10 protein-coding genes are annotated in these 15,094 nt (G+C 61.7%); 7 read left to right on the top strand and 3 right to left on the bottom strand.

What is annotated here, in order from left to right; all coding sequences use genetic code 11:
- Positions 1-23 precede the first annotated feature (23 nt).
- From AC2FAJ_RS04765 to AC2FAJ_RS04755, 3 genes are all read right to left on the bottom strand, one after another.
- On the bottom strand, positions 24-263 hold the full coding sequence (locus tag AC2FAJ_RS04765) for a DUF1883 domain-containing protein (RefSeq protein ID WP_013096243.1): 240 nt from the start codon (positions 261-263) through the stop codon (positions 24-26).
- A 194-nt stretch (positions 264-457) separates the two neighbouring features.
- Positions 458-2,242: a methyl-accepting chemotaxis protein gene (locus AC2FAJ_RS04760; protein ID WP_485453889.1), complete on the bottom strand. Its 1,785-nt coding sequence runs from the start codon at positions 2,240-2,242 to the stop codon at positions 458-460.
- A gap of 106 nt (positions 2,243-2,348) precedes the next feature.
- Entirely contained in the window at positions 2,349-2,702 is a 354-nt protein-coding gene (locus AC2FAJ_RS04755) for a DsrE/DsrF/TusD sulfur relay family protein (RefSeq protein WP_028013455.1), read from the bottom strand.
- A gap of 73 nt (positions 2,703-2,775) precedes the next feature.
- On the opposite strand from AC2FAJ_RS04755, the gene nasR reads away from it, so the two are divergent.
- The 7 genes from nasR (at position 2,776) to AC2FAJ_RS04720 (ending at position 15,091) form a co-directional block, all read left to right on the top strand.
- The gene (gene nasR / locus AC2FAJ_RS04750) at positions 2,776-3,960 is read left to right on the top strand and encodes a nitrate regulatory protein NasR (RefSeq protein WP_485453888.1); all 1,185 of its coding nucleotides are present in this window, start codon (positions 2,776-2,778) and stop codon (positions 3,958-3,960) included.
- A 227-nt stretch (positions 3,961-4,187) separates the two neighbouring features.
- Positions 4,188-5,435 carry a CmpA/NrtA family ABC transporter substrate-binding protein gene (locus AC2FAJ_RS04745; RefSeq protein WP_048957915.1) on the top strand — a complete coding sequence of 416 codons (1,248 nt, stop codon included), beginning with the start codon at positions 4,188-4,190 and terminating at the stop codon, positions 5,433-5,435.
- 2 nt (positions 5,436-5,437) lie between these two features.
- Positions 5,438-6,316 (top strand): nitrate ABC transporter permease, encoded by an 879-nt coding sequence (gene ntrB / locus AC2FAJ_RS04740; RefSeq protein WP_060571737.1) that lies wholly within the window; start codon positions 5,438-5,440, stop codon positions 6,314-6,316.
- 9 nt (positions 6,317-6,325) lie between these two features.
- Entirely contained in the window at positions 6,326-7,114 is a 789-nt protein-coding gene (locus AC2FAJ_RS04735) for an ABC transporter ATP-binding protein (RefSeq protein WP_045630583.1), read from the top strand.
- Positions 7,115-7,127: 13 nt separating this feature from the next.
- Positions 7,128-11,114, top strand: a complete 3,987-nt coding sequence (gene nirB, locus AC2FAJ_RS04730; RefSeq protein ID WP_485453887.1) for a nitrite reductase large subunit NirB — start codon at positions 7,128-7,130, stop codon at positions 11,112-11,114.
- Positions 11,111-13,609, top strand: coding sequence for a nitrate reductase (locus tag AC2FAJ_RS04725; RefSeq protein WP_485453886.1), 2,499 nt, complete (start codon positions 11,111-11,113; stop codon positions 13,607-13,609). The genes nirB and AC2FAJ_RS04725 overlap by 4 nt, the downstream gene beginning before the upstream one ends.
- Positions 13,610-13,684: 75 nt before the next feature.
- Complete coding sequence (locus AC2FAJ_RS04720) at positions 13,685-15,091, top strand: YchO/YchP family invasin (RefSeq protein ID WP_041909587.1); 1,407 nt, start codon at positions 13,685-13,687, stop codon at positions 15,089-15,091.
- Positions 15,092-15,094: the final 3 nt, after the last annotated feature.

The raw sequence follows: 15,094 nt of genomic DNA, 5'->3' as shown, positions 1-15,094 counted from the left end.
GCCCGGCGAGCCGGGCGTTTAAATTACGCTGCCACGTAGCTGACCGAATGCTCCAGCGACTGGCTGTGGCTGTCGATCAGCACATCCCACGTGCCGGTATACGGCACGGTAAGCCAGGCCTTGTCATCCTGCACGGTCAGAATATCCGCCTGGGATTGTTTCTGTGCTTTCGCACTCATCAGATGAATACGACAGCGCTCTGAGCAACGCACCACCACCGTATCCCCGCCAAACAGTTTCAAACTTGTTTTCACCAGTGCCATTTTCTACCCCGTCGATTTTGCCCATCCCGAGCGTGATGTTGTTCACAAAATACTCATTGCATAACACCAAAGCGGGGAGCGAGGGATGCTGATTTTGATCAAAAAATGGCATAATGATTAAACAAAGATGACAAAATTCCTGAAACCTTTCAGCGGACGCGCGTTTACCCTGTTTAACGCGCGCCTGAAGAAAATTAAATGCGGAAATGGCCGGCGGTTTCAGCAAGGTCGCCCGCCTGGCTTTGCAATGCGCTGGCGGCCGCGGCGGACTGCACCACCAGCTCGGCATTCTGCTGCACCATTCTGTCGAGATGGGTCACCGCGTGGTTAATCTCATGAATGCCTTTCATCTGCTCGCTGGTGGCAATCGAGATCTCGCGCATGATGCCGGAGACGCTGCCGATGCTGGAGCGGATCTCATCCATGCTTTCCCCGGCCAGATGCACGTAGCGCGAGCCGGTGGCCACGCTGTCGGTGGTGGAGTCGATAAGCGATTTGATCTCTTTCGCCGCCTGGGCGCTGCGGCTGGCGAGGTTCCGCACTTCACCGGCAACCACGGCGAACCCGCGGCCCTGCTCACCGGCACGCGCCGCCTCGACGGAGGCGTTCAGCGCCAGAATGTTGGTCTGAAAGGCGATGCCGTCGATTACGCTGGTGATATCGCCAATCTTAGCGGACGCCACTTCGATGGACTGCATGGTGCTGATGGCCTGCGAAACCACTTCACCGCCGCGCGCTGCGGCCGCAGAGGCCTTGCTGGCCTGATCGTTGGCTTCTGCTGCCGATTCATTCGACTGGGTGACGGAGGCGGTGATCTCTTCCACGGCGCTGGCGGTTTCGCGAAGGCTGGATGCCGCCTGCTCGGTACGTCCGGAGAGATCCTGGTTACCTGCCGCAATCTCCTGCGCGGCGTTTTTCACCGAGGCGCTGGCGTCGCGGAGCTGAACCATTACCACCGAGAGCTTATCGCTGAAGGCGTTAAACGCCTGCGCAATTTGCGCCACTTCGTCATCGCCGCTGTCCGGCAGGCGCTGGGACAGATCGTTAGTGCCGTTGGCAATGTTGTGCATCGCGTCGCGAATGTCGGACAGGCGCTTCAGCAGGCGGGCAATCAGGACGTGAACAATGGCGCCGCTCAGGAGTGCGAGGATCACCAGCGAAATCGCCGACGCTTTCAGCAGGGAATGCATGCCGGAGGTGGCATCGCTGCTGTCGAGGGCGACGACCAGGAGCCAGTTCGTGCCCGGCACGGCTGAGGCGATAAAGGTTTTTTCCTCGTCATTCAGCGTTCCGTCGACCGGGTTACCGCTCTTCAGCGCCGCAAGGTCGATGCCTTTGATCGTCTCGGCAAACGGCTTCAGCGTCAGGGCCGGCTCGTTGGCGGCAATCACCGTGCCGTCGCTGTTCAGAAGCAACCCGCTGCTGGCCGGCGTGGGGTGGATCCCGCGCACGTTCGCCACCACGCTATCCATGGCGACATCGCCCGCCACCACCGCTTTCAGAGCGCCATTCTCCTTCACCGGCACGGCAAACGTGACCACCAGCTTCCCGGTCCTGGCATCAACGTAGGGGGCCGTTACCACCGGGCCGTCCGTGCTCACCACCTGTTGATACCAGGGACGAACGGTGGGGTCATAATCCGCCGGGACGCCTGTCGGGTCGGAGAATTTCGCCGTCTTGCTGGCGTAGCCCACGTAAACGTTGGTGAACCCCCCCGCCTGGGCAAGCTGCTTAAACGCCGGAACCGGATCGTCAGCCAGCGCGATGCTCTGCGCGGAGGTAATCACCGTCATTTTGCTTTTGACCCAGTCGGCAATCGCCATGTTGTGGCTGGCGCTGGTGCTGGTCAGAATATCGCGCTGGGACTGCTGGTTATCCTGGCGCGTGACCTGGAAGTTAATTACGGTATTGAGAAGAAGGGCGACGACGAGGCAGCCTGTCGTCGCGGCGATAATGCGTGCGCGAATGGATCTGAACATAAGTGAAATACCTGCTGTGTTGTTTCCATGCCTATCGGCAACCCCGCAGGTAAACTTGATGCTGAAACCGCGTCCATAAGAAAATAATATTTTTACGGGTTTATTATTAAAAAGTTAATACTTTATCCGCGGTCAGCGTCCATTCGGCCAGTTCAACCAGCGTACCGATTTCTACGCCCTCGATCAGCGGCAGCCCGGTAATGCCGCGCCCGTCGGTGCAGGTCTTACAGAGTTTTACCGGCACGTCCTGCGCGGTCAGGATCTCCAGCATCTGCTGAATGTTGTAGCCTTCCGCTGGTTTTTGACCCTTCAGCCCGGCGGTGACGGCGTCGGACATTAAAAATATCCGCAATACCAGGTCGCTCTCTTTTTCGCGTAGCGCGATCGCCAGGCGCAGGCTGTTGAAAAGGGATTCGCTGCCGTAGGCCGCACCGTTGGCGACGATCACAATCTTCTGCATGTTGACTCCTGTTCTTATAAAGGCACGAATATTGCTTAATTTCCCCGGAGTTTCGCTGTCCGGGAGAGTAAGCATGACATTAATGGCCGGCATTTCGCCAGGTGCAACCGAATGGCTCCAGCGCGCAAGGCGGATGCGCCGGGAGCAGCTCAGCAGGCTGGCGCAGCTGAACGTGCTGGTGCGCGGCATTAGCCAGCTGGTGCATATGCTCCAGTGCGAGCGCGGCGCATCTAACGTCTGGCTCTGCTCACAGGGTAAGCTCTATGCGCCTGAATGCAAAGCCAGCCGGGCGCTGGTGGACGAAAACCTTGCTGCACTGAACGACATTCTTGGAAAACAGTCCGCCTTTCCGGGAAGCGCCGTTTGCGAACGTATCGGCAATGCGCTGCTCACGCTGGAGACGCTTCCCGCGCTGCGCGACGGTGTAAATCGGCAAACACTGACGGCTCCGCAGGCAATGGAGCACTACACCCGCATGCTGCGCCACCTGCTCAGTATCGTACCGCAGCTTAATGACAGCATTGACGACCCGCAAATCGCGGGCCGTTTCGTCGCGCTATATAGCCTGATGCAGGGGAAAGAGCTGGCGGGACAAGAGCGGGCCCTGGGGGCGATTGGCTTCACGCAGGGCTTTTTCGATGATGTGACCCGCCAGCGGCTGGTTGACCGCATTGACGGGCAGCAGGCCTGCTTTGAGATCTTTCTCTCCCACAGCCAGGCCGACGTGCAGACTTCGTTCTCCCTTGATTGTCAGCCCGATCGTGAGACGGAGCAGCTCCGGCGGGTGGCCTGTACCCGCCAGCCTGCCGCAGACAATGGCCATACAGCACTCGCCTGGTTTGCGCTGCAAACGGCGCGGCTGGAGCATCTGCGCGCGCTGGAGGAGACGATCATCGCCGATCTGATGGTCGCGGTGGATGAGCGTATTCAGCGCGACGAGGAGTACCCGCTACCCGGGGATGAACAGGACGATCCGCTGGCGCACTACCCGGATAAACCGCTGCTGACCCTGGTTCGCCAGCAGGCACGAGAGATAGAGCAGCTTTCCCGCCAGCTCGCGTCGCTGCGCGATACGCTTGAGGAGCGCAAAACCATTGATAAAGCCAAAAGCGTGCTGATGACCCACCAGAACATGAGTGAAGAACAGGCCTGGACAACGCTGCGCAAAATGGCGATGGACAAGAACCAGCGCATGGTCGATATCGCCCGCGCGCTGCTTACGGTGAAGAGCGTCTGGCAGGTAACACCAAAGGAGTAGCTGCACAATCAGCGGGCATTTTATGCCTGATTGAGGTGCGCGAACGCGGGCAAAACCCGGTTTTCGGCCCTGAAAGAGGGTCTTTAAACCTGGCACTGGCTTTGCATTATTTAATTAACCATTTTTGACGGTGCGCCAACGGCGGTGCATTTGTCTTCGGGATAAAGGCGTCCAGCGGTGCTTCGGCACGGCGGGCGCTTTTTTTTGGCTTTTTTTCGGGAGCGGTTATGGCGGATTTGTCGAGACGGCGATTTTTGCAGGCCAGCATGCTGGCGAGTGGCGCAGCGCTGTTACCGGGTGTTATGCAGGCTGCCTGGGCGGCTGGCTCAGATAAACCGGAACAGGAGACGGTGCGCGTCGGGTTTATCCCGCTGACCGACTGCGCGCCGGTGGTTATCGCAGCGTTAAAAGGCTTTGATAAAAAATACGGTATCACCATCGTTCCCACCAAAGAGGCGAGCTGGGCGGCGGTGCGCGACAAGCTGGTGGCGGGAGAACTGGACGCCGCACACATTCTTTACGGTCTGCTGTACGGGCTGGAGCTGGGCATCGCCGGCAAGCCGCAGCAGATGGCAAACCTGATGACGCTCAATCAGAACGGCCAGGCCATCACGCTTTCAAGCGATCTGGCGGAGAAGGGCGTTCGCGATCTCGACGGGCTGAAAACGCTGATCGGGCAGCAGGCGCCGGGAACCTACACCTTCGCACACACCTTCCCGACCGGAACGCATGCCATGTGGCTTTACTACTGGCTGGCCAGCGCGGGCATTAACCCCTTTGACGACGTGCGCACGGTGGTGGTGCCGCCGCCGCAGATGGTGATGAACATGCGCATCGGCAACATGGTGGGCTTCTGCGTCGGCGAGCCGTGGAACGCGCGGGCGATTAACGACCGGATCGGCTTTACCGCCGCCACGTCGCAGTCCATCTGGGCCGATCATCCGGAAAAGATCCTCGGCACGCGTCGCGACTGGGTGGAGAAAAACCCGCACACCGCCCGGGCGCTGGTGAGCGCGGTGCTGGAGGCCGCGCGCTGGATCGAGGCGTCCCCGGAAAACAAACGCGAAACCGCGCAGATCCTCTCCCGCCGGGCGTGGCTCAACTGCAAAGAACAGTATCTCACCGGGCGCATGCTCGGCGAGTACGACAACGGCCTGGGCCAGCGCTGGCAGGACGCGCACCCGATCCGCTTCTTCAACGAGGGGGCTGTGAGCTACCCGTATCTCTCCGACGGCATGTGGTTCTTAACCCAGTTCCGCCGCTGGGGCTTGCTCAAAGCCGCGCCGGACTACGCGGGCATCGCGCAGCGCATCAATCAGACCGCGGTCTGGCAGGATGCCGCCACCGCCGTCGGCGGTATGTCCACGCCGTCATCACCGTACCGCAGCAGCACGCTGATGGACGGCACCGTCTGGAACGGCGCCGATCCGGAAGGGTACGCCAGCCGTTTCGCCATTCACCGTAAAGGGGCCTGATTATGCCGCATCTGCAAAACACGAAACCACAAGAGACGCCAGAGAGCGGGGAAGTGATTGTCCTGCCTCCGGTACAGGTTCGCCGCCGCCCGCCCGCGTTAGCACGCCGGATGAACGACTTTTTCCAGCGCGTTATCCCGGCGATGCTCGGCCTCGGGCTGCTGGTGGTGCTCTGGCAACTGGCGGCGATAAACAGCAAAGGCTTCCCGACGCCGCTCAGCACGCTTGATTCTGCCATTACCCTGTTTGCCGACCCGTTTTATCGCGACGGGCCTAACGATATGGGCATTGGCTGGAACGTGCTTGCTTCTCTGCAGCGCGTCGCCATCGGCTTTGGCCTGGCAGCGCTGGCGGGTATTCCGCTGGGCTTTTTGATTGGCCGCTTCACCTTTTTCTCGCGCATGTTCAACCCGCTGATTGCGCTTCTGCGGCCGGTCAGCCCGCTGGCCTGGCTGCCCATCGGCCTGCTGCTGTTCCAGAAAGCGGAGCCCGCGTCGAGCTGGACCATTTTCATCTGCTCTATCTGGCCGATGGTGATCAACACCGCCGAAGGCGTGCGCCGCATTCCGCAGGACTACCTCAACGTCGCCCGCGTATTGCAGCTTTCCGAGTGGACGATCATGCGCCGCATACTCTTCCCGGCTGTGCTACCCGCTGTGCTGACCGGGGTGCGCCTCTCCATCGGCATCGCCTGGCTGGTGATTGTCGCCGCCGAGATGCTCACCGGGGGGCTGGGTATCGGCTTCTGGATCTGGAACGAGTGGAACAACCTCAACGTCGAAAACATTCTGATCGCCATCGTCATCATCGGCGTGGTCGGGTTGCTGCTGGAGCAGGGGCTGATGCTTATCGCCCGTCGCTTTAGCTGGCAGGAAAAATAAGGAGCGAACATGAAACCATTAATTCAGGTCCAGGCCGTGAGCCAGCGTTTTTCCACCGCCAGCGGCGAGTTTCTGGCGCTGCAGAACGTCTCTTTTGATATCCACGAGGGCGAAACCGTGAGCCTTATCGGCCACTCCGGCTGCGGCAAGTCGACGCTGCTTAACCTTATCGCCGGGATCGCGCTGCCGACGGAAGGCGGGCTGATTTGCGACAACCGCGAAATCGCCGGGCCGGGGCCCGAGCGCGCGGTGGTGTTCCAGAACCATTCGCTGCTGCCGTGGCTGACCTGCTTCGACAACGTGGCGCTGGCGGTGGATCAGGTGTTCCGTCACACCATGAGCAAGGCCGAGCGCAAAGAGTGGATCGAGCACAACCTCGACCGCGTGCAGATGGGACACGCGCTGCACAAGCGTCCGGGGGAGATCTCCGGCGGCATGAAGCAGCGCGTCGGGATTGCCCGCGCGCTGGCGATGAAGCCGAAAGTATTGCTGATGGATGAGCCGTTCGGCGCGCTGGATGCGCTGACGCGCGCCCATCTGCAGGACTCGGTGATGCAGATCCAGCAGGCGCTGAACACCACCATCGTGCTCATTACCCACGACGTGGACGAGGCGGTGCTGCTCTCCGATCGCGTGCTGATGATGACCAACGGCCCGGCGGCCACCGTCGGGGAGATCCTGCGCGTTGACCTGCCGCGCCCGCGCAACCGGGTGCAGTTGGCGGACGACAGCCGCTATCACCACATGCGCCAGCAGATCCTCCATTTCCTCTACGAAAAACAGCCGAAAGCGGCGTAACGAGGGGGCGTTGATGCGACTGGTCATTATCGGGAATGGCATGGCGGCAACCCGGCTGATTGCTTCGCTCACCGGGCGAGCTTCCGGTCGGTTCGCTATCACCGTCATCGGTGACGAGCCGGAGCATGCCTATAACCGCATCCAGCTTTCGCCGGTGCTGGGGGGTGAAAAAACGGCTGCGGGCATCTGCCTTCAGGATGACCACTGGTACCAGGAGCGCGGCGTGACGGTGCTGCGGGGCGAAAAGGCACTCGCCGTGAACGTGGACGCGCGGGAAGTGCAAACCACCGCCCGCACGCTGGGCTGGGATGCGCTGGTATTTGCCACCGGGTCAACGCCGTTTGTGCCGCCGATTCCTGGAGGCGATGCGCCGCACGTCTTCACGTTCCGTACCCTGGAGGATACCCGCGCCATTCAGGCGATCGCCGGTCCGGCGGTGGTGCTGGGGGGCGGCGTGCTCGGCGTAGAGACGGCGGCAGCGCTGGCTCGTTCAGGTGACAACGTCACGCTCGTTCATCGCGGCCCGTGGCTGATGGAGCAGCAGCTGGACCAGCAGGCGGGCGTACTGCTTGAAGAGGCGCTGGCGGCGCGGGGCGTGCGCTCTGAACTCGCCTCCGGCATCGCGGGGATTAACGGGAATAGCGTGACGCTGCTCAACGGACGCCGCGTCGCCGCCGCGCGCGTGGTGCTGGCGACCGGCGTGCAGCCCAACGTCGCGCTGGCGCAGGCCAGCGGTGTTCGCTGCGCGCGCGGCATCGTGGTGGATAGCCAGATGCGGACCTCCGCACCGGACGTCTACGCCATTGGCGAGTGCTGCGAAATTGACGGCCAGACCTTTGGCCTGGTCGCCCCCTGTATGACGCAGGCGGATGTTCTCGCCGCGCGGCTGGCGGGTGACACAGCCGCGCCGTTTGCCCTCACCGACAACGGCGTGCGCCTCAAGGTGACCGGCGTGGAGCTGTTCAGTCTCGGGCGCACGGCGGTGCAAGAGGATGATGTGGTCTGGAGTTCCTGGGATCCGCTAACCCGTCACTATCGTCGGTTACTGATCCATCAGGGTGCGCTGGCTGGCGTGCTGCTGATGGGCGACTGCCGCAGCGCGGCAACATTTACAGATTTACTGGCAACGGCTGCGCCCGCACGCGCGGACTGGCTGTTCGATCGTTTCACTACGCAACCGCAGGTTGCAGGACAGAACGCTATGACAAAACCTACTCTGGTGGTGGTTGGGCACGGTATGGTCGGCCATCATTTTCTCGAAGACTGCGTTAACCGCAATCTGCATCAGCAGTATCAGATTGTTGTCTTTGGTGAGGAGCGCTATGCCGCCTATGACCGCGTGCATCTGTCGGAATACTTTGGCGGCCGAAGCGCGGCGTCGCTCTCGCTGGTGGAGGGGGAGTTCTTTGCCGATAACGGCATTGAGCTGCGCCTCTCGCAGCAGATCGTCGCTATCGATCGCGACGCGCGCGTGGTGCGTACCGCCAGCGGGCATGAGACCCACTGGGACAAGCTGGTGCTGGCGACCGGCTCATACCCGTTCGTACCGCCGGTACCGGGCAACGATCTGCCGGGCTGCTTTGTCTACCGCACCCTTGACGACCTGGACAACATAGCGGCCCACGCGGCGGGCTCGCGTCGTGGCGTGGTGATTGGCGGCGGCCTGCTCGGGCTGGAGGCGGCGAATGCCCTCAAGCAACTCGGGCTGGAAACGCACGTGGTGGAGTTTGCGCCCAATCTGATGGCGGTGCAGCTTGATAATGACGGTGCGGCGATGCTGCGCAGGAAAATCGAGGCGCTGGGCGTTGGCGTTCACACCAGTAAAGCCACCACGGAAATTGCTGCGACGGACGACGGGCTGGTGCTGCGCTTCGCCGACGGTGAACAGCTGGAAACGGACATGGTAGTCTTCTCTGCCGGTATTCGTCCTCAGGACGCGCTGGCGCGCAGCAGCGGGCTGGCTGTCGGCGAGCGCGGCGGGATCTGCATTGATGACGCGTGCCGGACCTCCGATTCGAACGTGTTTGCCATCGGTGAATGCGCCCTGTGGGAGGGGAAAATCTTTGGCCTGGTGGCGCCGGGCTACCAGATGGCGCGCGTGGCCGCCGCCGCGCTCGCGGGCGAAGATAAGACCTTCAACGGGGCAGATATGAGCACTAAGCTCAAGCTGCTCGGCGTGGACGTGGCGTCGTTTGGCGATGCTCACGGGCGCACGCCGGGGGCGCTAAGCTACCAGTGGACGCACGGCCCGCAGCAAATCTACAAGAAAATCGTGGTCAGCCACGACGGAAAAACGCTGCTCGGCGGCGTGCTGGTGGGCGATGCCAGCGAATACGCCACGCTGGTGCAGATGATGCTTAACGGCATAAGCCTGCCGAAAGAGCCGGAAACGCTGATACTACCCGCATTGTCAGGCAGCGCGCCAAAAGCGCTGGGCGTGGCGGCGCTGCCGGAAAGCGCGCAGATCTGTTCGTGTCATAACGTCAGCAAAGGCGATATCTGCCGGGCGGTGAGCGCGGGCGCAGCGGATATCGGCGCCGTTAAGCAGTGCACCAAAGCGGCGACCGGCTGCGGGGGCTGCAGCGCGCTGGTGAAGCAGGTGATGGAGTTCCAGCTTGCCGAGCAGGGCGTGGAGGTGAAAAAGGACATCTGCGAACACTTCCCGTACTCGCGCCAGGAGATTTACCATCTGGTGCGCGTCAACCATATCCGCACCTTTGACCAGCTCATCAGCCGCTACGGTCAGGGGCACGGGTGCGAAATATGTAAGCCGCTGGTGGGGTCAGTGCTGGCCTCCTGCTGGAACGAATACCTGCTGAAGCCGGCGCATCTGCCATTGCAGGACACCAACGACCGCTACTTCGCCAATATTCAGAAGGACGGGACGTATTCCATCGTGCCTCGCATGCCCGCAGGAGAAGTGACCGCCGACGGGCTGATCGCCATCGGCCAGATTGCGAAACGCTACGGTCTGTACAGCAAAATCACCGGCGGGCAGCGTATCGACCTGTTTGGCGCCACCCTGGAACAGCTGCCTGAGATCTGGCAGGCGCTGGTGGAGGCCGGGTTTGAAACCGGGCACGCTTACGGGAAATCCCTGCGCACGGTGAAATCCTGCGTCGGGTCGACCTGGTGCCGCTACGGCGTGCAGGATTCCACTGGTCTCGCGGTCAGGCTGGAGCACCGCTACAAGGGCCTGCGTGCCCCGCACAAAATCAAAATGGCCGTTTCCGGCTGCACCCGCGAGTGCGCGGAGGCGCAGAGCAAGGACGTGGGGGTGATTGCCACGGACAAAGGCTGGAACCTCTATCTGTGCGGCAACGGCGGGATGAAGCCTCGCCATGCGGATCTCTTCGCGAGCGATCTGGATGACGAAACGCTGATCCGCACCGTCGACCGTTTCCTGATGTTCTACATCCGCACGGCGGATCGTCTGCAGCGCACCAGCACCTGGATGGACAACCTGGAGGGCGGCCTCGACTATCTGCGTGAGGTGATCCTCAACGACAGTCTCGGCATCGCCCACGAGCTGGAGCAGGAGATGGCCCGGGTAGTCGAGACGTACCAGTGCGAATGGCAAACCACGCTCAACGATCCTGACCGCCTGGCGCTGTTCCGCACCGCGGTGAACGTCGCGCCGTCGGACGAACGCAAGCGCTGGCAGGAAATCTGCGGCATTGACGATATCCCGGAGCAGGCGGGCATTGGCGCGCGTCTTGGCCGTAAACCGATCGCGCTGTTCCGCTTTGGTCAAACTGTTTATGCCCTGGACGACCTGGAGCCGGGCAGCCGCGCGAACGTGCTGTCACGCGGCATCCTCGGCGATGCGGCGGGTGAACCGGTGGTTATTTCTCCGCTCTACAAGCAGCGCATTCGCTTGCGCGACGGCTGTCAGGTGGAGAACGGCGAACCCGCGGTGCGCGCCTGGCCGGTCAAAATTGAAAATGGCAAGGTGTGGGTCGGCAACGAAGAGCTGGTGATGCGCGCGGAGGCCTCATGACGGAAACCAGGACAACGTGCCCCTACTGCGGGGTCGGCTGCGGCGTGATCGCCAGCGTGAAGGATGGAGCGGTCAGCGTTCGGGGGGACGACACCCACCCTGCAAACTTTGGCCGCCTGTGCGTGAAAGGATCGGCCCTGGGGGAGACGACGGGCTTGCAGGGGAGATTGCTGTACCCCGTTGTCGATGGACTTGAGGTGGACTGGTCCCAGGCGCTGAACGCGGCGGGCGAGCGACTGCGGGAGATCATCGACACATGGGGGCCACGGGCGGTGGCGTTTTACGCCTCCGGCCAGCTGTTAACCGAGGACTACTATGCCGCCAACAAGCTGATGAAAGGGTTTATCGGCGCGGCGAACATCGATACCAACTCCCGGCTCTGCATGTCCTCGGCGGTGGTGGGCTACAGGCGCGCCTTTGGCGAAGACGTGGTGCCGTGCAGCTACGAGGATGTGGAAAACAGCGATCTGGTGGTGCTGGCTGGCTCGAACGCGGCCTGGACGCATCCGGTGCTCTATCAGCGTCTGGTGCAGGCAAAGCACATCAATCCACAGATGAAGGTGGTGGTGATTGACCCGCGTAAAACCGCTACCTGCGATATTGCCGACCTGCATCTGGCGCTTAAACCCGGCAGCGATGCCGGGCTGTTTGTGGGGTTGCTCAATCTGATCCAGGGCACCGATGAGTGGCCGATTGACCGCGTGGCGGCGTTTTGCGACCTTCCGGCAGAGGATATTGGTACCTTTTACGACTGGTTTGTTACCGTGCCTCGCGCCATTACGCTCTACACCATGGGGATTAACCAGTCCTCCAGCGGCAGCGACAAGTGCAGCGCCATCATTAACGTGCATCTTGCCAGCGGGAAGTTCAATCGTCCGGGCTGCGGCCCGTTTTCGCTGACCGGACAGCCAAACGCCATGGGCGGCCGGGAAGTGGGCGGGCTGGCGAACCAGCTGGCGGCGCATATGAGCTTCGAGCCGGACGATCTTTCGCGGGTGGCGCGTTTCTGGGGAACGGAACGGCTGGCGCAGACGCCGGGGCTGATGGCGGTGGAACTGTTTGACGCCATCGCCCGCGGCGAGGTGAAGGCGGTGTGGATCATGGGCACCAATCCTGCCGTATCGCTGCCGGACAGCCACGCGGTGTGTCAGGCGCTGGCGGCCTGTCCGCTGGTGATTGTCTCTGAGGTGATGAAAGATACCGACACCAGCCGGTTCGCCCATATCCGTTTTCCGGCGCTGGGCTGGGGGGAGAAGGACGGCACGGTGACCAATTCCGAGCGGCGCATTTCGCGCCAGCGCGCGTTTCTGCCCGCGCCGGGTGAGGCGAAGCCGGACTGGTGGATCGTGGCTCAGATTGCAAAACGGCTGGGCTACGGCGAGGCCTTTGCCTGGCAACATCCGCAGGAGATTTTTTGCGAACATGCGGCGCTGACGGCGTTTGAAAATGACGGCGCGCGGGCGTTGAACCTTCAGGAACTGGCGGGGTTAACCCGTGAAGCGTGGGAGACGCTTGAGCCGTACCAGTGGCCGACGGGGAATTTACCGCGCCGAAACGTAGTGCCTGTCGATCCGCTGCCGCACGGCGCGACGGCTACCGCGCTATACCCGGCGATCCTCAACACTGGCCGTATCCGCGACCAGTGGCACACCATGACCCGTACGGGATACGTGCCCCGGCTGATGCAGCATATCGCGGAGCCGTTTGTTGAGGTCTGCGCCGCAGACGCCATTCGGTTTTCACTGTGCGACGGCCAGCTGGCGCGGATCGGCTCGCCGCGCGGCGTGATGGTGGCCAGAGTACGAATTAACGACGGAATACGGGAAGGCGAAGCGTTTGCCCCGATGCACTGGAACGCTGAGTTTGCCCGCCAGGGAAAGGTTAACGCGCTGGTGGAAGGGCGCATCGATCCGGCTTCCGGGCAGCCGGAGAGTAAGCAAACCGCCGTCAGAATCATGCCCTGGCAGCCCGCCTGGCAGGGGGAGCTCTATGCCCGGGAATGGCCGGAAATCCCCTCTTCGGTTCACTGGTGGCGTAAAGCCTCGCGAATGACGATAGCGGGTGATAAGCCGCTGCTGTCGTGGGTCATGGACTATGCCAGCGGCCGGGGCTGGCAGCTGCAGGTTGCGCAAACCGGGGAACGCAGCAGCGTGCTGGCCTGGCATAACGGCCATCTGATGCTGGGTTTCTGGGAAGGCACCGCCTTGCCCGATCTGGCGCACCCGGTGATAGAAGCCGCTTTTCAGTCACCGCCCTCGACACCCGCTGAGCGCCATGCGCTGCTGAACGGGCAGGGCGTGGGGAAGGTTACAGATCCGGGGCGCATCATCTGCAGCTGTTTCAGCGTTGGAGAAAACGCGATACGGGAGGCGATTGCCGGAGGCTGCGGTTCCGTTACCGCGCTGGGGGCGACGCTACGGTGCGGCACGAACTGCGGTTCGTGCGTGCCTGAGCTCAAAACAATGTTTCAGGAAATTCCGGAAAATTCCCCGTAAAGCTGCAAAGAGGGAGAAATCACGTTAAGGTACTTGGTGTTCTTACGTAAGCACCGGGTAATTCTTACGACATTGATGACTGTTTCTCCCCCTTTCCGAACGCTGGTTTTACTCTCCCTTGTTACTGCCGGAGCCGTTCACGGTGCGTCGAATTCCTTTATCCAGCAGGCACAAAATCCCTTTGATAATAACGGGGATAATCTCCCCGATCTCGGTATGGCAGCCCCCACCGGGGAGGGGGAAAAGCATCTCGCCGAAATGGCGAAAGCCTTTGGTGAAGCCAGTATGACCGACAACGGCCTGACTACGGGCGAGCAGGCGCGGCAGTTTGCCTTTGGTCAGGTGCGCGACGCGGTGAGCGGCGAGGTGAACCAGCAGATTGAATCCTGGCTGTCGCCCTGGGGGAATGCCAGCGTCAATTTGCTGGTGGATAACGACGGGAAATTCAACGGCAGCAGCGGGAGCTGGTTTATCCCCTGGAACGATAACAACCGTTACCTGAGCTGGAGCCAGCTCGGCCTGACGCAGCAGACGGATGGCCTGGTCAGTAACGCCGGAATCGGCCAGCGCTGGGTGGCAGGAAAATGGCTGCTGGGCTACAACACCTTTTACGACAACCTGCTGGATGAGAACCTGCAGCGTGCCGGGCTGGGTGCGGAGGTATGGGGAGAAAATCTGCGCCTGTCGGCTAACTATTATCAGCCTTTTGCCGGCTGGCGCGACAGCTCTGACGTCCAGGAGCAGCGCATGGCGCGGGGATATGACGTGACCGCCAAAGCCTGGCTGCCGTGGTTTCATCACCTGAACACCAGCGTCAGCTTTGAGCAATATTTTGGCGACAACGTTGACCTCTTCAACAGCGGAACCGGGTATCACAACCCGGTGGCGGTCAATCTCGGGCTTAACTATACCCCCGTGCCGCTGGTGACGCTGACCGCCGGGCATAAGCAGGGCGAAAGCGGAGAGAGCCAGAATAACCTCGGGCTGAAGCTCAACTATCGCTTCGGTGTGCCGCTGGTTAAGCAGCTCTCCGCCGGAGAGGTTGCGGCCACGCGATCCCTGCGCGGAAGCCGGTATGACTCGCCGGAGCGTAACAGCCTGCCGGTGATGGAGTTCCGCCAGCGTAAAACGCTCTCCGTCTGGCTGGCAACCCCGCCGTGGGATCTCAAAGGGGGCGAAACCGTCATGCTGAAGCTGCAGGTTCGCAGCACTCACGGAATTCGTCAGATCCACTGGCAGGGTGATACCCAGGCATTGAGCCTGACGTCCCCGGGGAAAAGTGACAGCACCGACGGCTGGAGCGTGATCATGCCTGCCTGGAATGACGCTGAAGGGGCGACAAACCGCTGGCATCTCTCGGCGGTGGTGGAAGATGCGAAGGGCCAGCGCGTCTCATCCAATGAGATCACGCTCGCTGTGGTGCAGCCGCTGGTCGCATTACCTGACGACGACCCGCGCTGGAAGCTGCTGCCGGATGAGTAATGC

The organism is Enterobacter cloacae complex sp. 385G4 (assembly GCF_057320665.1).
The sequence above is the reverse complement of the archived record's forward strand: the minus strand, read 5'-3'. Positions and strand labels throughout refer to the sequence as shown.